The following is a 16,556-nucleotide window of genomic DNA, read 5'->3' on the forward strand; positions in this document are numbered from 1 at the left end:
TCAGTTGGTTATTTCTGCATCCAAAAGGATGAAATTCAATTCGTCGATATCCGAATCGTTGAGTTTAAGTTTTCCTTTGATGGTAATGATTTCGTCTACATTGATTCTTTTTCCAGGGGTTTTCTTGAGATAAGCGACCACGATACTTTCCGGTCCTGCACCACCGCAAAAGAAACATTCTGCATTGGGAAATTTAGACAAGACAGCATAATTGGAAGTAACCATGTCCAGCGGAATATAGAATCCGGTGACAGAAACCTCTTTTCCTTCCATTGCCTTCAGCTCATCGGGGAAAATGGGGTAAAGAAAATACATCCCAAATTCCCGGTTCAACTTCTCCACAAACCTTGTTTTGGTAAACATGCCCCACATATCCAAAGGCTTCTGCTGCGCACTAACTCCAAACACCAAAATGGCCAAAGCCACAATCATCAATTTTTTCATCATCCTGTTTTTGTGCTCTAAATGTAAGAAGACTCCGGGGTTACCGGAGCCGTCTGTCAACCACCATTATTCCAATGAAGAGAACACTACCAGAATAATATGGTTCAAAGGTAAAGGTTTTCAACTTAAATGCAACAATATTGCAATTATAATTTTTTAGCCCAAGGAGATTCTTTTGGTATCTTTGGGCCATGAATATTGCATACGTCTCGCAGGATATTTTGGGTTTGCTTGCCAAGGCAAAAAGAAAAGGGATCATGCTTTCTTTGGTCAGATTGTCTGTTTTTTTTGTAATGGCTGCGGCTTTTATTGTTGGGGTAACCGACAAGCCCCTCTTTTTGCTCTTGTTTTTATTGTCCCTGATAGGGTTTATTTACCTGATTATATTGTTCAATCAAAACCGGGATGAGACCGCTTTTTTGTCTGAATTGGTCAAAATGGAGGAAGAGAAAATCAAAAGGAATTCCCGCAATCTACAGGGATTTGACACGGGTGCCGAATTCATAGACAAAGGCCATCCTTTTTCCAGTGACCTCGATATTTTTGGAAGCCATTCTTTGTTCCAATTGCTCAACCACACCGTCAATAAAGGAGGAAAAGCAAAGTTGGCCTCTTGGCTTCAGTCCCAAATGAATCCTGATCTCGCTACCCAAAGGTCCGGTGCTGTCCGGGAATTGAGTCAGCATCCTAAGTTTATTTCTGATTTTGAAGCTATTGGCAGGGCTTTTATCAAAGAAGAAAAGTCAAAGACAGGTTTTTATAATTGGCTCAAACAGTCCGAAACCTGGTGGCCTTTTTACTATTTACCCCTGGTACTTGGGCCGATAGGTGGAAGCATCTTGCTTATTCTGACAGCGGTGGGAATGATTCCTCCTGTGTGGATTGGGGCATGGATCGTATTGGGTATCTTTTCCCTGACTTTGGTTTTCAAACCACTTCAGGAAGCATCCAAAGTTTTCCCAAATCAGGGAGATATCAAGACTTTTGGAAAGTGGGCTTCCCTGATAGAAAAATCTGACTTTGCTGATCCCTATCTTCACTCACTGAAAGAACCTATCAAAAACGAAAATTTTGTTGCTTCCGAAGTGTTGAAATCTTTGGAGCAAAAGACCTTTATGATCCAAAACAGGATCAATTTGATGTTTGTAATATTCAACCTGATTTTTTGGATTGACTTTTTTCTCCTTTGGCGAGCAGAAATCTGGCGCAAAAGATTCGGAAGCCATATTGGAGCTTGGGAGGAAGTTTTTGATACCTGGCAGGCCTTGGTTTCCTTGGGAGCATTTACCTATGAAGAACAAAATACTTCCTTTCCCACTTGGTCTAGGGAAAAAACCATTGAAGCCAAAAATCTCAAACACCCCTTGATCCCCAAAGAAAAAGCCGTGGGCAATGATTTTTCATTTCATGAAAATACCAAAACCATCCTGCTGACCGGGTCCAATATGTCGGGTAAAACGACCTTCATGCGGACCTTGGGAATCAATATGGTCATGGCCAATATTGGCTTGGGGCCAATGGCGGAATCCTTTATCCTTGGGCCTTTTCAGTTGTTTACCAGCATGCGAAATTCCGACAACCTCGGAGAGAGTGTCAGTTCTTTTTATGCCGAACTTGCGCGGATCAAACAGCTTTTATCCAAAGCCGAAGAAGGGGATACAGTCTTTTTCTTATTAGATGAAATCCTCAAAGGAACCAACACTGCCGATAGGATTATGGGAAGTGAAGCATTGATCAGACAGCTCGCCGCAAGCAACTGTAAAGGAATAATTTCTACCCATGACATTGAACTCAGTCAATTGCAAAACAGCTTGAATTACTTGGTGAATAAGAGTTTTCATAGTGAAATTATGGATGACAAAATTCACTTTGACTACAAGCTCAAAGAAGGTCCTTGTCCCAGTTTCAACGCCCACAAACTCATGGAGCTGATGGGTATCAGATTTTAGCGATTAAAGTTGTGGCATGATAGTTGGTTTATCGGGTTATAAATCAATTGTTTACCTAAACCAAAAAACCAATGAGCTCACTATTGTATTTGATTGCTGTGATTTTGATCATCGGATGGATCTTTGGATTCTTTGTGTACAGTGTTGGAGGTTTGATCCACGTGCTTCTTGGGTTGGCGGTCGTTGCGATTCTCCTTCGCTTGATCGGAGGTAGGTCAGTTTAACCTCTTTATTTATGCAAAACAGTTTAGCCCTCACCTGAGGGCTTTTTCTATTTAGGGCTTTTCTGATTTCGGATACCCGCATTTTTAACTTATTTTTGAACCTTCAACAGTCCATCCGTGCAACAGAATTATCAGCAAAAGACTTTAGGGATTTTAGGTGGAGGTCAGCTTGGCCGCATGGTCATCCAATCCGCAATCAGCTATAATATCGACATCCATATCTTGGATCCCGATCCCAATGCTCCCTGCAAATCCATTTGTCAGAAATTTGTAAATGGCAGTCTGACTGATTTTGAGACGGTGTATGCCTTTGGTCAGGATTGTGATATCATCACGATCGAGATCGAAAATGTAAATACGGAGGCCCTTCAAAAATTGGCCGACGAGGGCAAGGAAGTATTTCCGCAGCCTCATATCATCAAAATGATCCAGGACAAAAGGCTGCAGAAACAGTTTTACAAGGAAAAAGGGATTCCCACTGCTGATTTTATTTTGACTGAAGACAAGGCGGATGTGATCAGAAATGCATCTTTTCTTCCTGCCGTCAACAAACTTGGGAGAGAAGGCTATGATGGTCGAGGCGTGCAGATCCTAAGGACAGAAAGTGATTTGGAAAAAGCATTTGAAGCTCCCGGCTTATTGGAAAAGTTGATTGACTTTGACAAAGAAATCGCCGTCATCGTAGCAAAAAATAAAAATGGGGAGACTGTGGCATTTCCTGCGGTCGAGTGCGCTTTTCACCCCACCGCTAATTTGGTGGAGTTTCTATTTTCCCCAGCACAGGTCAGCGATGAAATTGAACAAAAAGCCAAAAAGATAGCCATACAAGTCATCGAAGAATTGGGAATGATCGGCCTCTTGGCCGTGGAGATGTTTGTCACCAAATCGGGAGAAATTCTTGTCAATGAAATAGCCCCCCGCCCACACAACAGCGGGCACCATACGATTGAGGCTAATTTCACCTCCCAATTTGAGCAGCATTTCAGGGCAGTGATGGACATGCCATTGGGCAATACCGACACCCGATCCCCTGCCGCGATGGTCAACCTGCTCGGCGAAGAAGGATTTGCAGGCGATGTTTTTGTGGAAGGATTGGATGAGGCAATGTCCCAAAAAGGAATCTATGTGCATCTCTATGGAAAGAAAACGACCAAGCCTTTTAGAAAAATGGGGCATGTCACGATCTTGGACACTGAGATTGAAGTATTGAAAAAAAGAGCTTTGGAAATAAAAGAACTGATCAAAGTAAAAGCCTAAATTATGGAAATACAGGTAGGGATTATTATGGGAAGCAAGTCTGATTTGCCCATCATGTCGGAGGCAGCATTGGTATTGGAAGAACTTGGGGTAGGTTATGAACTGACCGTAGTGTCGGCCCACCGCACACCCGACAGGATGATGGATTACGCAAAGAGTGCAAAAGAAAGAGGTCTCAAAGTCATCATCGCGGGAGCGGGTGGCGCAGCACATCTGCCCGGAATGGTCGCCTCACTGACTACCCTGCCTGTGATCGGAGTTCCGGTGAAGTCCTCCAATTCCATTGATGGATGGGACAGCATCCTTTCCATCCTGCAGATGCCTTCGGGGATTCCCGTGGCCACTGTCGCATTGAACGGTGGTAGGAATGCAGGGATTTTGGCTGCTTCCATGATTGGGGCGTTTTCTGAAGAAATATCCAAGAACTTACTGGCTTTTAAGGAATCACTAAAAGAAAAAGTAGAAAAGTCTGCCGAAGAAATTGAAACCAAAGGCTGGAAACATGCGTAAAAACTAATGGCTTATAAATTAAAGTTTACTAGTTTGATTGAAAGAGCGGGTTTATGTAAACCCGCTTTTTTATTTTCTTGGTTATTGAATTAGGATAATTTTTACATTTTCTTTGAATCATGAATCTCCAAAAAATCATCCGCTTCAAAATCGGCTCCGAACAATGGGAAATGCCAATAGGCGTGGTGTTGTTGGTCAGCGCAATCACCTTGGTGCTGATGATTGGCGGGGCATACCTTGGATTCAGATTTGGTCAAAGTCTACACTAATCAACAAAAAGTCCCCATCCATCATCGTATTTTTCTGCGGACGCAAATCCCTTCACCCATACGACAAACATTTCCTTGTACTCTTGTATCGCATCCCGCAAAAGTTGTAGGTGCTCCTCAGCATGAGTTCCTTCCAATGCCAATTGATAGGTCATGGAATTGAGACTCCTTGCATGAATTTTCATGATAGTGGCATTTTCCATTTTGAGGATATAATCATTGACACCTTCGGCACCGGAAAATTTGGCCGGAATAATCATGGCACTTTCCATCATAAGACTTCCATACAGTTCAGCTCTTGCTTCGTCAAGTGAGCCTACCAAGGCATTTGTCAGCTTGTAAATCTCCATCCCTTTGATTTTGAGGGGATGGTTGTTGATTCTGTCCTTTTCTTTCTGGAACTCTTCCTCATCACTTCCATCCCAGGAATCATTTTCGTCATCGTCTTCCCACATGGCATTTTTGTTATTGTTAACAATTTTAGATAAAAAAAATTTGTCCCAAAATGCTGCTTTGAGACAAATTATATGCAATCCAAGTAAGTAAAATACCTTTAAAAAGGCAATACGTCATCCCCGCTTTCGTCAGAAAAAGTAGTGACGTCAGGAATGGATTTGGCTGTGGCTGCTTCCTTTGGTTTTTGGGCACCGCCTTTTTCTACCTTCCATGCTTTGACATCGGTGTACCATCTGCCGTTATATTCTCTGCTTTCCAAGTCAACGGAAGCGGTGACCTCGTCACCCACTTTGAGGGCAAACTGATCAATGCTGTCACCCCAGATGACCACACACACTTTCTTTGGGTATTGTCCCGGTTGTTCTACGATATATTCTCTTTTTCTCCAAGTTCCTTTGGTGGAGGACCCGCTTGCCTCGGGCATGATTTGAACTACTTTTCCGATAATTTCCATAATTTTTTGTTAGTATTGAAAAACCGAAGTTAATAAATTTCAATAGGTAAATACAGCTTTCACCCGACCTGACGCCTTAATTACTTCTTTTTTATAATTCTCTGCAAAATCAGGCCCGAGATTTGCAACATTATACTAAACCCAAGAGTATATGCGTTTAAGAATTAACCAAGCAAGAGAATTTTTTAGGGGTCACCAGCTCTATTTCCAAATTAAATTTCAGTTTTATGGCAGTAAAGTACAAATTATTTCATATTGACTGATTTTTATGAAATTTTTAAATAAAAAAATCCTGTAACTGTTGCATCGAACAAAGTGATTCTTTACATTTGGTTACAATAGTTTAATTGTTTCACCCTCTAATATATACTATGGCATAAACCTCTACGTTATTTTAAAGTCAATTTGTATGAATGAAAGGACAAGTCCTAAAGATGCCGAGTTGATCGCGCAGTACAGAAGTGGAAGCGAGGCAGCATTTGAAAAGTTAGTAAATAAATACAAATCTAGGGTTTACACCACCATTTACCTGATAGTCAAAGACCAAGGCGTTGCCGAGGATTTACTTCAGGACGTATTTGTAAAGGTGATTCACACCCTGAGTGCTGACGGTTATAACGAAGAGGGAAAATTTCAGCCATGGTTGATGCGCATCGCGCATAATTTAGCCATTGATTTCTTCAGAAAACGGAAGCGTTATCCCACCATCGTGATGGAAGATGGGATGGATGTCTTCAATACGCTGAGATTTGCTGAGGAAACCATCGAAGATATCAAAGTCAAAGAAGATACTGTGGAGTTGGTACGGAGACTGATCGATGAGCTTCCCGAATCCCAAAAACAAGTGCTGATTATGCGGCACTATATGGATTTGAGTTTTCAGGAAATCGCAGAACAAACAGGTGTCAGTATCAATACGGCACTTGGAAGGATGCGATATGCATTGATAAACATGAGGAAAAAACTAAAACAATTAAATGTTGCCTATGACAAAATCTTTTACCCCAAATGACCTGTTAAGATATATCTATCAGGAAATGAGTGAGGGTGAAAATGAGTTGGTTGTGCAGGCCCTGCGCAGTGATGATCACTTGATGCAGGACTATCTAGACATGCTGAGCACGCTTGACCAATTGAATCAACTCATTCTTACACCTTCGGAAAAAGTAGTAAAGAGCATTCTTCGGAAAGCCAATTCTACCGGTCTCGAAAAAGTTTAAACCTATCGAACAGAAAAAAGGTAACCTGAAGGCGAAAAGCTTTCAGGTTTTTTTATTTAAAATTTTATGGTTTACCTACCTGAATTTTGTTTTTAAGAAGTTCATACTTCTTTTGCTTTTCCTGCCACCTTTTGGCGGCATATTGTTGCATATCCTCCACTGTGTCTTTTTCATCCACTATTTCAAAACCGAGCAAAGTTTCTATTATATCTTCAAGGGTGATAATGCCATCCATCCCACCATATTTTCCCAATACCAAAGCAATATGTTCTCTACTTTGGATCATTTCCTCCCAAGCGTCAAATAAAGTTATGGGCTGAGGAAAAGTAATTATCGGACGTTTTATGTCTTTCAGTTTCAGGTCAAATTGGTCCTCGGCTAGCTTTTCGAAGACCTGTTGTCTAAAAACATATCCAGTGATCGAATCCTTGTTTTCTTGGAATATAGGGATTCGGGAAAAGTGCAAAAACTCTTTATTTTTTAAAAATTCCTGTAATGTCATTCCTTCATTGGCGGTGACCACCACCACCCTAGGAGTCATCACCTCACTGATTTTAATAGTTTTTAGCTTGATCAGGTTTTGGATAATTTTATTTTCTTTGTCTACAAATATCCCCTCTAGCGTTCCAATACTAGCCAATGCCGAGATTTCTTCTCTGCTTGTGGTAAGCTCTGATTTTTCTCTTGAAAGCATTTTGGTCAAGATTGAAGAGATATAAACCAGGGGATATGCAATGAAAATTGTTCCTTTGATGAATTTTGACGCAATCCCAACCAGTTCCTTGGTATAATTCGCTCCTACCGTTTTTGGAATTATTTCTGTCAAAATTAAAATCAATATGGTTAAGACCGCCGAAACTACCCCAAAATATGCCTCCCCAAATACCACAGTGGCTTGCGCGCCAACCCCGGCAGCGCCTACGGTATGGGCTACCGTGTTTAAAGATAAGATTGCCGACAAAGGCTTATCAATATCTTCTTTGAGTCCTATCATCGTATCAACACTTTTGTCGCCATTTGCGGACCTTGATTTTAAATAGGAGATTGGAACAGATAGCAAAACAGCCTCCATGATAGAACACAGGAATGATATAATGAGGGCAAGAAAAAGGTATGTTAAGAGTAAAGTCATGGCTTTTTAAAATTTTAGAAATGTGTTTATTGGGAGGAATTCTGACTAGTTACCCCTACATCAATTCAGTCTAAATGGAAAAGTAGTCCCAATAGTTGGCGGCTTTGATAGAATTCAGAGCAAAAAGTCATCCAACATTCTAATATTGATATCATAAAATAATACTTGTGCTTGTCAATGAGCATTATAATAAATATGTATATCGGCCTTCTTACCAGTATAGGATTACTTACAGAATGGTCTCGTCCACGATAATTATCGGGATCGACCACCGGAATTTATTGATATTGAATGGGGGGTGGTAGAAATGCGGCGAAGCCGCATTTCTACCACCCCCCTCTGACCTCACGATATCCGTTCACCGAGTTTGCCGAGGTGGAGAAAAATGATATTTGGCTACTGGTATAAAAGCGGATAATCATAATAATAAATTAGGCCAGACGCAGCTCAGCTAATTAATACCCCTCACTCCAAAACCCCATCCAAAAACACCTGTGCTTTCCCAATCAAATCTTGATTGGTAGCCGGGGTGAAGCCGTGTCCCTGTCCTTGAATATATTCCACCAAGTGTGGGACATTTTTGGCAACAAGAGCGTCCTCCAAGATTTCACTCTGCGAAATGGGGACGACGGTGTCTATATTCCCATGAAAAAAGACGGTTGGGACGGAATTGGCCGTGACGAATCCCAAAGGGCTTGAATCGGCATAGATCACCGGTTTGGCAGTAGGATTTCCTCCAAGCAAATTGTCAAAGAGCAATTGGGTAAAAAGGCTGAAACCATAGAAACTGACAAGTTCCGTAGGCGGAAAAAAGGCCACAACAGCTTTGACCAGACCATTTTGGTTGTTTTTGTAGCTGTGCAACAATGCCAAATGTCCTCCGGCACTTCCTCCGGCAAGGATGATTTCATCGCTGACATCCCATGTCGACAATTGGGACTGGATGTAAGCAATAGCATTTTTGATGTCTTCTTCTTGGGAAGGAAATTTGTTTGCGCCGGTCGATATGTTGAAAAGTCGATAATTGAGCGCAATGTATGCATAGTCATCCTGCACGGCTTCCAACCATGGTTTAAATTGAACAAACTCGTCTTTTGTCCCATCTACCCATCCGCCACCGTGGATCCACACAAAAACTTTGGTGCTGCCTGTACTTCTGTTTGCAGGCAAAAAAACATCCATGACCTGTCTAGCATTGGTACCGTATGCGGTGTTCAACAGTTCGGCAGCAACTTCTGGATTTAAGTCCGGTTGCGGGTCATCCTTTTCGACACAGGAAAAGAGTATAAAAATCCCAAAAAAAAGACTGCCGGCAAATCTCAAAACTGAACTCCTTACCATAATTTTTTATTTATTTGATCTGTGAAACAACGAAAGGATTCAATACTTGTTGTAAATATGGTTATTGGGTTAATGAGTTAGTGGTGGTTTCAGATTTAGAACCCAGAAATTTCAACCTTAATGTTTTGGCTTCAAAATATCAATAAATATCCAGTATCCATCAATATCAATTTTTTATATCCATGAATATTCAAATTTAGAAAATAGTAAATAATCCATGCTTCGAAAAGAAAGATACGCTGCAGTCATAGACCACTTTGCTACGCACATGCCGATCGCGGAGACGGAACTTGTCTTCGAGAATCCCTATCAACTTTTGGTTTCTGTGGTCCTGAGTGCACAGTGCACCGACAAGCGTGTCAACATGACGACTCCCGCAATATTCAGGGATTTTCCTACTCCGGCGCATTTGGCAGCCACTGATTTTGATACGCTTTTCCCCTATATCCGTAGCATTTCTTATCCTAACAATAAGACCAAACACCTTATCGGACTTGGGAAAATGCTCACAGCGGAATTTGGCGGAGAAGTACCTCCTACTGTGGACGAACTCGTCAAGCTTCCCGGTGTAGGCCGAAAAACAGCCAATGTCATCACCTCAGTAGTCTGGAACCAACCCAATATGGCGGTAGATACGCATGTTTTCAGGGTTTCCAAGCGATTGGGTTTGGTCAATCAAAATGCAAAGACGCCGCTAGAAGTGGAAAAGCAGTTGATCAAAAATATCCCAAAGAAATACGTCCACATTGCCCATCATTGGTTGATTTTGCATGGCCGGTATGTTTGCCTGGCGAGAAGTCCCAAATGTTTGGAGTGCAATATCACCCATCTTTGCAGGTATTTTGAAAAAAATAAAGAGGCAATCCTGAACAAAGACGCTATACCCACCAAAAAGAAAAAATAAATGTGTGGAATCCATGTACTCATCCAACCTGAATCCGATGGCCTAGCCGCCATCCAAAAGATGATGCATGCGACCGAACACCGTGGACCGGATTTTTCGGGTTTCTGCAAAGTAGAAGAGGATATATTTTTTGCGGCCAACAGGTTAAAAATCCAGGATCTCAGTGATGCCTCCAACCAACCGCTTTGGTCCGAAGACCGATCGAGGGTGTTGGTATGGAATGGCGAACTCTACAACCATCCCGAGTTGAAAGAAATCCTGGTCAATCTGGGATACCATTTGGATACAGGTTCAGATTCTATCATCTTGTTACATTGGCTGAAGGCTTTTGGCAAAGAAGGAATCCAAAAACTCAAAGGCATGTTTGCATTTGTCTTCGCCGATCTGAACAAAAAGGAGATTTTGGTCAGCCGGGATATTTCGGGAGAGAAACCTCTTTATTTTCACCAACATGGAAATTTCTGGATATTTTCCTCAGAGACCAAAGGGATTTTGGCAGGGATGCAACATCCATCCAAAATTGACAAAACCCAATTTATTCCCTATTTCTATTACAGGCATAGCATGCCTGATAGCTCATTTTTTGAAGAGGTGAGGCAGGTCTTGCCAGGAGAAATTATCATTCTGGATTTCGATGGGCATGTTATCCAAAGAGAGAAAATGGTTTTGGAGCCAAACCAAAAACATGAAACTTCCCAAAATAAATTTGACGAAATACTCCAAGAAGCCGTCTCCAAAAGTTTTGCTGCCGAAAGGCCGGTCGGAATGGTGCTCAGCGGAGGTGCAGACAGCAGTCTTCTGTATGCAGTTGGGTATGAACTCACCGGGCAAAAATTACCAACCTACACAGTGGCTTTGGAAAGTAGGCTACAAGGCAAATACAGTGACCCCCATTTTGTTAGGATTTTCAACCAACAATATCCTTCCGAAAACAGAGAAATCAGGGTGAATAAAGCAACGGTCATGGAAAATTGGGATGCCTACATCCAATCCATGGACCAACCTATTGGAGACAGCGCAGGATTTTTGACCTGGTTGGTAGCCAAGGAGGCCAAAGAAGAAGTCAAAGTCCTGATCTCAGGTGCGGGTGCGGATGAACTTTTTGCCGGATACAACAGGCATAGGGCGTTTAGACATTACCTGAACCATCCCACATTGTTGAGGCAGATTGCCACCTTTTCAGATTTCCCATTTCCCGGGTATCTGAAAAAATTGCTACAAAGTATCTCCAAAAATCCTGATGACACTTTTATCCAAATGGCCGCTGTCGAGAAAATCCCTGAAATATATCTCGACACTTTCAGACCTTGGTATCCCAAAAGCGAATTTGGTTTCAAGAATGCTTTGGATTGGGACAGGACTTTCTACTTGGTCAATGACATTTTGAAAATCCATGACAATGCCTGCATGGCCCATGGCATTGAAGGCCGTGCACCTTATTTATATTCTGAGTTACTGGAATTTGCTCTTTCTCAGAAAGAGGATGAATTATTGAAAAGCAAAGGAAAAGTCTTTATCAAGGAATCATTGAGGAAACGTGGCCTAGGGCAGATTGCAGACCGGAAGAAACTGGGATTTGGTTTGCCTCTGCAGGAATGGATGGAGGAAAATGATTTTAGGGAATGGGTTTTTGGACCCATCCGACAGCTATCAAAAGACTGGGGGGAATGTTTTCCACCCGAAATGCTTAAATTTACAGCACAGCCAGAAAAAGTAGAAAAGAGACATTTCCTATTGGTTTGGAACATGTTTATCCTAGCAGGTTGGCTGAGTAAGTTTTCGAAATGAAAATCATTTATATCCATCAGTATTTCGTCACGCCTTCTCAGGGAGGGGGAACCCGCTCATACCACTTGGCTAAAGGCATGGTAGAGGCTGGTATCGAGGTGGAGATGATTACATCGCACTCTGAAAACTATTATGATTTCAAGCTTATTGACGGGATCAAGGTACACTACCTTCCCGTGTCCTACCGTCAGGAATATGGGTTTTTGAAGAGAATTTGGGCATTTTCCGCTTTTGTGGACCAGGCAAAAAAGCTTCTGCTCAAATTGCCGCGGCCTGATTTTTTATACATTACTTCGACTCCATTGACTACCGGATGGATTGGGTTGTGGGCCAAAAAGAAGCTGGCCATACCTTTCTTTTTTGAAGTCAGAGACCTTTGGCCGGATGCTCCCATACAGGTAGGCGTCATCCAAAATCCTGTCTTGAAGAAAATTCTCTACAGCCTCGAATCCAAGATTTACAGGCATGCTTTCAAGGTGATAGCCCTTTCTCCCGGCATCGCCAACTCCATCCGTGAAAAGTGCGATTTCTGCAAAATCCACCTGATACCCAATTTTGCTGACACTGAGTTTTTTCATCCCATGGAGAAAAAGGAATCAATTCTTCAAAAATTTGGCCTCCAACCGACCTTTACCATTGCTTATGCAGGCGCGATCGGTCAGGTCAATGCTGTCGATGAAATGCTGATCTTGGCAAAAATGGCACAAGACAGAGGTAAGGATTACCAGTTTGCCGTAATGGGAAAAGGAGCCAAGTCTGAAGATTTACTCCAAAAGGCAAAGAATTTGGGACTTGACAATTTTTTCTATTTCCCCTTTGGAAGCAAGGAGGAAGTCCGTCAGCTCTTGGCGGTTTCGGACTTGGCAATGGTCACCTTTGCCCACCTTCCGGTATTGAAAACAAACAGTCCCAATAAATTTTTTGATGCCCTGGCAGCAGGAAAGGGGATCATCGTCAACCATAAAGGATGGGTGTACCAATTGGTAAAAGAGTATAATTTGGGAATTTATTTCAATCCTGAAAATCCCGAAGATGCTTTTGAAAAGTTGGAAAAAATGGCTTCAAATCCGAAACTGCTTCAGGAAACCCAAAAAAATTCCCGTGAATTGGCAGAGAAATATTTTTCCAAAGAGTTGGCCGTGCAGCGGCTTTTGGCAGTCCTCGATCCCGATAGATTCGGAAAGGATTTTAGGGACGAGGCTTATATCCTGACAGCTTGAAAATTTTTTCTGTGTCGGATTCTTCCATCAATTCCGTCAGCGGGACATCCTTGTTGAATTGGTAATCGTCCACAATATTCCATCCAAGCCACCTCCCTACCCTACCCGGAGCGTCAGGACTGATTTCGACAGTGGATGGTGCTTCGCCGGTATATTTTCTGATTTCAAAGGGATTGGTTTCAAATAAGAGGTCATTTTCCACAAAATAAGACCAAATCATCACCTCATTGTCAAAGCATGCCGCCACTTCTTCACTTGAATAGCCGATGATGTATTCATCCGGAGTGCATGGCAGGATTGCTTTGGTAAAATGATAGGCCTTGCCATAGTAGATCATTTCGGCTACTAGTGAATTTTGCTTCAGGTCAGTTTTATTATAAACCGAAGAAATCGCTGTCACAATCATTGGGACGATGTATTTGGCTTCATACCTTTTTGCAATATAATCCGGTAAATCCGGGGCCTGAAAACGATGGTCAGCAGGAAGGAAATAATCCAAGCCGATGACGATCATTTCTTCGTCAATATAAAGATCAGAGCTAAAGCCGCTGACAAAAGTATAGACCTTTGGCACCTTGAATTCCGGGAAATAGTGCTTGATATATTTGAAGGCATTGCTCAGGTCTTTTTCCAAACCCATGACGTCAGGGTAGTGAATTATCACTTCATCGTAAAGTTCACGCATCAGCGTATCCTGATGGGTAGCGAGCAGTTCAGCAGCCAAATCCTCTTTGGAAGGATAGGTGGAAGTCAATAAATACTTTTCTGCGAAGTATGGGTGGTTTTCAAAAAGATAGGTGAATTCTTCAGATGTTTTTGCAGAAAAGAAATCGCTTTCCAACCTTACAATCTTCAATTCTACGTCCGTATTGAGGATATCTTCATCCAATTGGCATTCCTCGGTTTCCTTTTTGCAGGATGAAAAAATTGTGACTAGACTCAAAATTGCAGATAAGAGAATTCGGTTTTTCATAAGAATGCCATCCAGGAATAGAATTTGGCCAAATCTACAAGGAATCTTAAAATTATTGATCAATATTTTTTACAAAGGGATTTTAGGTAATTATTAAAAAATCTCATTTAGTTACAAATTAGTGGCTTTGGTTTACAAAATTAAAACGTTGGTGTAATATCCGATAACATTCATTACATGTTGCGGTTTCATGGTTATTCAAATAAACACTTAACCAACAGAATTTTATGAAAACTATCAGATCAAAATGGTCTTTATTGACCTTAGCAATGATGTCTTTGACATTGGTGCTTTTCTCCTCCTGCAATGAGGATGAAACCCCTACTCCGGATCCAAATCTCGTCGAAGTAGTAGCTTCGAACGCTAATTTTTCTACACTTGTCACTGCTGTTCAGACAGCAGGATTGGTACAAACACTTTCAGGAGATGGACCGTTCACAGTTTTCGCACCGACCAATGATGCATTCAACAGATTCTTAACCGCAAATGGATTGACAGCTTCCCAATTATTGGCTTCTGATGGCTTGGCAGAAACTTTGACTTATCACGTTGTTGGAGCGTCAGTTCCAGCTTCTTCTGTATCTGCAGGTAAAGTAACTTCAGTATCGGGAGATCCTTTTTATGTGAGCATTGCTCCAAATAATGAAATCTGGATCAACGGAAATACAAAAATTACTGCCACTGACGTATTGGCATCCAACGGAATCATCCATGTTTTGGATAATGTGATCACTCCGCCAACACAAAGTATTGCACAGATTGCCATTGCTTCCACTACTGCTGCCCAGCCTGAGTTTACGCAATTGGTTGCGGCACTGGTAAGGGCAAACCTTGCAGGAGCTTTTCAAGGTGGATTTGATGATAATTTCACCGTTTTCGCACCTACAGATGCAGCTTTCCGCAATCTTTATACTGCTTTGGGAGTCACAAGTGTTGATGAGATTCCATTGGCTACACTGACTTCCGTATTGCAATACCATGTGGTTCCGGCAAGAGCATTTTCCCAGGATTTGAGACAAGGGGCTTCATTGCCAACATTATTGACCGGTAAAAACCTGACTGTAAATTTATCAGATCTGAAGATCAATGATTCAGGTTTGGTTGCGGCGGCTTTGAATATTCATGCCACCAATGGGGTAATCCATGTGATTGATAAGGTTTTGTTGCCACAATAATTAGGACAGTTTATAGACTATAGTTAATAGACCATAGTCGATAGAATTTGAAATAACTTTGAAATACTCAATATCAATCAATTAGTATCTGTTTTAAGATGAAGTAAATTAAATGGAAAAAGTGCCGGTAACCGCCGGCACTTTTTATTTGCTCGTTATTTTTTGGTTATTTCAATCCGTGGAAAATAAATTGGTAATTGGAAAGGCACTATTGAAATACATGAGTTTCAAAAAACTCAGCAATTACCTGCTGCTTTTTTCTTCCTTCCAAATCAGCAGATTACTTGGAAAACCTAAAATATGGGGCTATCCGACTACACTGTCAATTGAACCCACGACCAGCTGTAATCTCCGGTGCCCGGAATGCCCGAGTGGACTAAGGAGTTTTTCGCGACCCACAGGAATGATAGAAGAGCGGCTCTTTCGAGATCTCATTGACCAATCCAAAGACCACCTAACTTTTCTCCACATATATTTTCAGGGCGAGCCATTTCTTCATCCGAAATTTTTGGATATGGTTTCTTATGCAGATACCAACAGGGTGTTTACCTCCACTTCCACCAATGCCCATTACCTCCATGAAAAGAATGTGGCGGCCATTCTCTCCTCCGGACTAAAGCAACTGATCGTATCTATGGACGGCATCACGCAGGAAATCTATGAGGATTATAGGATCGGGGGAAATCTTGAAAAGGTGAAATCAGGCCTTTCTTTATTGATTCAAAAAAGGAAAGAATCAAAACAGCTTTTCCCGAGGATTATCCTTCAGTTTCTCGTGACAGGCAAAAACGAACATCAGATTCCTCCCCTGAAAGAGTGGGCCGTAGAAGTCGGAGTGGATGAATTGCAGCTGAAAACCACCCAAATCTATGATTTTGAAAACGGATCACCGCTGATTCCAAGCGACCACCGGTATTCACGGTACCTGCCAAAGGGGGATGGCACGTGGAAACTCAAAAAGAAAATTGAGAACAAGTGTTGGCGTATGTGGCAGGGAGCAGTATTCACTTGGGATGGCAGGATGCTGCCTTGTTGTTTTGACAAAGATGGACAATATGTGATGGGAAAAATCGGAGAAAGCAGCTTCAAAGAAATCTGGAAAAATGAGACCTATTCCGAATTCCGGAGACAATTGATGCAGGACAGGTCCCAGATTGACATCTGCAAAAACTGCACAGAGTAACTGGAATAGGCCTAATTTAATTGCTATGATATTTCTTTACTGCTTGGAATAACTATA

The 16,556-nt window shown here is 41.8% G+C and carries 18 protein-coding genes; 12 read left to right on the top strand and 6 right to left on the bottom strand.

Annotated elements, in window-relative coordinates:
• Nucleotides 1-447, bottom strand: a complete 447-nt coding sequence (locus MMU05_RS08530; RefSeq protein ID WP_241141258.1) for a hypothetical protein — start codon at nucleotides 445-447, stop codon at nucleotides 1-3.
• Between the two features lie 188 nt (nucleotides 448-635).
• On the opposite strand from MMU05_RS08530, the gene MMU05_RS08535 reads away from it, so the two are divergent.
• The 5 genes from MMU05_RS08535 to MMU05_RS08555 all read left to right on the top strand — a co-directional run bounded on the left by MMU05_RS08535 (nucleotide 636) and on the right by MMU05_RS08555 (nucleotide 4,653).
• The gene (locus MMU05_RS08535) at nucleotides 636-2,393 is read left to right on the top strand and encodes a MutS-related protein (RefSeq protein ID WP_241141259.1); all 1,758 of its coding nucleotides are present in this window, start codon (nucleotides 636-638) and stop codon (nucleotides 2,391-2,393) included.
• A 71-nt stretch (nucleotides 2,394-2,464) separates the two neighbouring features.
• Nucleotides 2,465-2,617, top strand: coding sequence for a lmo0937 family membrane protein (locus MMU05_RS08540; protein WP_241141260.1), 153 nt, complete (start codon nucleotides 2,465-2,467; stop codon nucleotides 2,615-2,617).
• A gap of 117 nt (nucleotides 2,618-2,734) precedes the next feature.
• On the top strand, nucleotides 2,735-3,874 hold the full coding sequence (locus MMU05_RS08545; RefSeq protein WP_241141261.1) for a 5-(carboxyamino)imidazole ribonucleotide synthase: 1,140 nt from the start codon (nucleotides 2,735-2,737) through the stop codon (nucleotides 3,872-3,874).
• Nucleotides 3,875-3,877: 3 nt separating this feature from the next.
• Nucleotides 3,878-4,384, top strand: a complete 507-nt coding sequence (gene purE / locus MMU05_RS08550) for a 5-(carboxyamino)imidazole ribonucleotide mutase (RefSeq protein WP_241141262.1) — start codon at nucleotides 3,878-3,880, stop codon at nucleotides 4,382-4,384.
• A 119-nt stretch (nucleotides 4,385-4,503) separates the two neighbouring features.
• Entirely contained in the window at nucleotides 4,504-4,653 is a 150-nt protein-coding gene (locus MMU05_RS08555) for a hypothetical protein (RefSeq protein WP_241141263.1), read from the top strand.
• On the opposite strand, the gene MMU05_RS08560 is transcribed toward MMU05_RS08555, so the two are convergent.
• Both MMU05_RS08560 and MMU05_RS08565 read right to left on the bottom strand, forming a co-directional pair.
• Nucleotides 4,650-5,108: a hypothetical protein gene (locus MMU05_RS08560; protein ID WP_241141264.1), complete on the bottom strand. Its 459-nt coding sequence runs from the start codon at nucleotides 5,106-5,108 to the stop codon at nucleotides 4,650-4,652. The two genes, MMU05_RS08555 and MMU05_RS08560, sit on opposite strands and share 4 nt — an antisense overlap.
• 98 nt (nucleotides 5,109-5,206) lie before the next feature.
• Complete coding sequence (locus tag MMU05_RS08565; RefSeq protein ID WP_241141265.1) at nucleotides 5,207-5,563, bottom strand: DUF3127 domain-containing protein; 357 nt, start codon at nucleotides 5,561-5,563, stop codon at nucleotides 5,207-5,209.
• Between the two features lie 409 nt (nucleotides 5,564-5,972).
• Between MMU05_RS08565 and MMU05_RS08570 the strand changes: the two genes are divergently transcribed.
• Nucleotides 5,973-6,575: an RNA polymerase sigma factor gene (locus tag MMU05_RS08570; protein WP_241141266.1), complete on the top strand. Its 603-nt coding sequence runs from the start codon at nucleotides 5,973-5,975 to the stop codon at nucleotides 6,573-6,575.
• Entirely contained in the window at nucleotides 6,550-6,783 is a 234-nt protein-coding gene (locus tag MMU05_RS08575; protein ID WP_113926050.1) for a hypothetical protein, read from the top strand. Before MMU05_RS08570 ends, MMU05_RS08575 begins: the two co-directional genes overlap by 26 nt.
• 64 nt (nucleotides 6,784-6,847) lie before the next feature.
• Here the strand turns inward: MMU05_RS08575 and MMU05_RS08580 are convergent, their stop codons facing one another.
• Together MMU05_RS08580 and MMU05_RS08585 are read right to left on the bottom strand one after the other, a co-directional pair.
• The gene (locus MMU05_RS08580; protein ID WP_241141267.1) at nucleotides 6,848-7,915 is read right to left on the bottom strand and encodes a CNNM domain-containing protein; all 1,068 of its coding nucleotides are present in this window, start codon (nucleotides 7,913-7,915) and stop codon (nucleotides 6,848-6,850) included.
• 465 nt (nucleotides 7,916-8,380) lie between these two features.
• Nucleotides 8,381-9,256: an alpha/beta hydrolase gene (locus MMU05_RS08585; protein WP_241141268.1), complete on the bottom strand. Its 876-nt coding sequence runs from the start codon at nucleotides 9,254-9,256 to the stop codon at nucleotides 8,381-8,383.
• A gap of 217 nt (nucleotides 9,257-9,473) precedes the next feature.
• On the opposite strand from MMU05_RS08585, the gene nth reads away from it, so the two are divergent.
• Genes nth through MMU05_RS08600 form a run of 3 tightly spaced genes read left to right on the top strand, consistent with a single transcriptional unit; the run spans nucleotide 9,474 to nucleotide 13,168 of the window.
• Nucleotides 9,474-10,160: an endonuclease III gene (gene nth / locus MMU05_RS08590; RefSeq protein ID WP_241141269.1), complete on the top strand. Its 687-nt coding sequence runs from the start codon at nucleotides 9,474-9,476 to the stop codon at nucleotides 10,158-10,160.
• Nucleotides 10,161-11,948 carry an asparagine synthase (glutamine-hydrolyzing) gene (gene asnB, locus MMU05_RS08595; protein WP_241141270.1) on the top strand — a complete coding sequence of 596 codons (1,788 nt, stop codon included), beginning with the start codon at nucleotides 10,161-10,163 and terminating at the stop codon, nucleotides 11,946-11,948.
• A complete protein-coding gene (locus tag MMU05_RS08600) occupies nucleotides 11,945-13,168 on the top strand; it encodes a glycosyltransferase family 4 protein (RefSeq protein WP_241141271.1) in 1,224 nt (407 codons plus the stop codon). Before asnB ends, MMU05_RS08600 begins: the two co-directional genes overlap by 4 nt.
• On the opposite strand, the gene gldB is transcribed toward MMU05_RS08600, so the two are convergent.
• Complete coding sequence (gene gldB, locus MMU05_RS08605) at nucleotides 13,137-14,141, bottom strand: gliding motility lipoprotein GldB (RefSeq protein ID WP_241141272.1); 1,005 nt, start codon at nucleotides 14,139-14,141, stop codon at nucleotides 13,137-13,139. The two genes, MMU05_RS08600 and gldB, sit on opposite strands and share 32 nt — an antisense overlap.
• 227 nt (nucleotides 14,142-14,368) lie before the next feature.
• Here gldB and MMU05_RS08610 point away from each other — a divergent pair, with 227 nt between their 5' ends.
• Together MMU05_RS08610 and MMU05_RS08615 are read left to right on the top strand one after the other, a co-directional pair.
• Entirely contained in the window at nucleotides 14,369-15,316 is a 948-nt protein-coding gene (locus tag MMU05_RS08610) for a fasciclin domain-containing protein (protein WP_241141273.1), read from the top strand.
• A 178-nt stretch (nucleotides 15,317-15,494) separates the two neighbouring features.
• Complete coding sequence (locus MMU05_RS08615) at nucleotides 15,495-16,499, top strand: radical SAM/SPASM domain-containing protein (protein ID WP_241141274.1); 1,005 nt, start codon at nucleotides 15,495-15,497, stop codon at nucleotides 16,497-16,499.
• The last annotated feature ends 57 nt before the right edge of the window (nucleotides 16,500-16,556 follow it).

The organism is Cognataquiflexum rubidum, assembly GCF_022538115.1.
GTDB lineage: Bacteria > Bacteroidota > Bacteroidia > Cytophagales > Cyclobacteriaceae > Cognataquiflexum > Cognataquiflexum rubidum.

What these genes read in the sequence shown, in the direction of transcription:
- MMU05_RS08560 (WP_241141264.1), bottom strand. Translation starts at nt 5,108, where the DNA reads ATGTGGGAAGACGATGACGAAAATGATTCCTGGGATGGAAGTGATGAG.
- MMU05_RS08535 (WP_241141259.1), top strand. Translation starts at nt 636, where the DNA reads ATGAATATTGCATACGTCTCGCAGGATATTTTGGGTTTGCTTGCCAAG.
- MMU05_RS08575 (WP_113926050.1), top strand. Translation starts at nt 6,550, where the DNA reads ATGACAAAATCTTTTACCCCAAATGACCTGTTAAGATATATCTATCAG.
- asnB (WP_241141270.1), top strand. Translation starts at nt 10,161, where the DNA reads ATGTGTGGAATCCATGTACTCATCCAACCTGAATCCGATGGCCTAGCC.
- gldB (WP_241141272.1), bottom strand. Translation starts at nt 14,141, where the DNA reads ATGAAAAACCGAATTCTCTTATCTGCAATTTTGAGTCTAGTCACAATT.
- purE (WP_241141262.1), top strand. Translation starts at nt 3,878, where the DNA reads ATGGAAATACAGGTAGGGATTATTATGGGAAGCAAGTCTGATTTGCCC.
- MMU05_RS08565 (WP_241141265.1), bottom strand. Translation starts at nt 5,563, where the DNA reads ATGGAAATTATCGGAAAAGTAGTTCAAATCATGCCCGAGGCAAGCGGG.
- MMU05_RS08610 (WP_241141273.1), top strand. Translation starts at nt 14,369, where the DNA reads ATGAAAACTATCAGATCAAAATGGTCTTTATTGACCTTAGCAATGATG.
- MMU05_RS08540 (WP_241141260.1), top strand. Translation starts at nt 2,465, where the DNA reads ATGAGCTCACTATTGTATTTGATTGCTGTGATTTTGATCATCGGATGG.
- MMU05_RS08530 (WP_241141258.1), bottom strand. Translation starts at nt 447, where the DNA reads ATGATGAAAAAATTGATGATTGTGGCTTTGGCCATTTTGGTGTTTGGA.
- MMU05_RS08580 (WP_241141267.1), bottom strand. Translation starts at nt 7,915, where the DNA reads ATGACTTTACTCTTAACATACCTTTTTCTTGCCCTCATTATATCATTC.
- MMU05_RS08570 (WP_241141266.1), top strand. Translation starts at nt 5,973, where the DNA reads ATGAATGAAAGGACAAGTCCTAAAGATGCCGAGTTGATCGCGCAGTAC.
- MMU05_RS08600 (WP_241141271.1), top strand. Translation starts at nt 11,945, where the DNA reads ATGAAAATCATTTATATCCATCAGTATTTCGTCACGCCTTCTCAGGGA.
- nth (WP_241141269.1), top strand. Translation starts at nt 9,474, where the DNA reads ATGCTTCGAAAAGAAAGATACGCTGCAGTCATAGACCACTTTGCTACG.
- MMU05_RS08585 (WP_241141268.1), bottom strand. Translation starts at nt 9,256, where the DNA reads ATGGTAAGGAGTTCAGTTTTGAGATTTGCCGGCAGTCTTTTTTTTGGG.
- MMU05_RS08555 (WP_241141263.1), top strand. Translation starts at nt 4,504, where the DNA reads ATGAATCTCCAAAAAATCATCCGCTTCAAAATCGGCTCCGAACAATGG.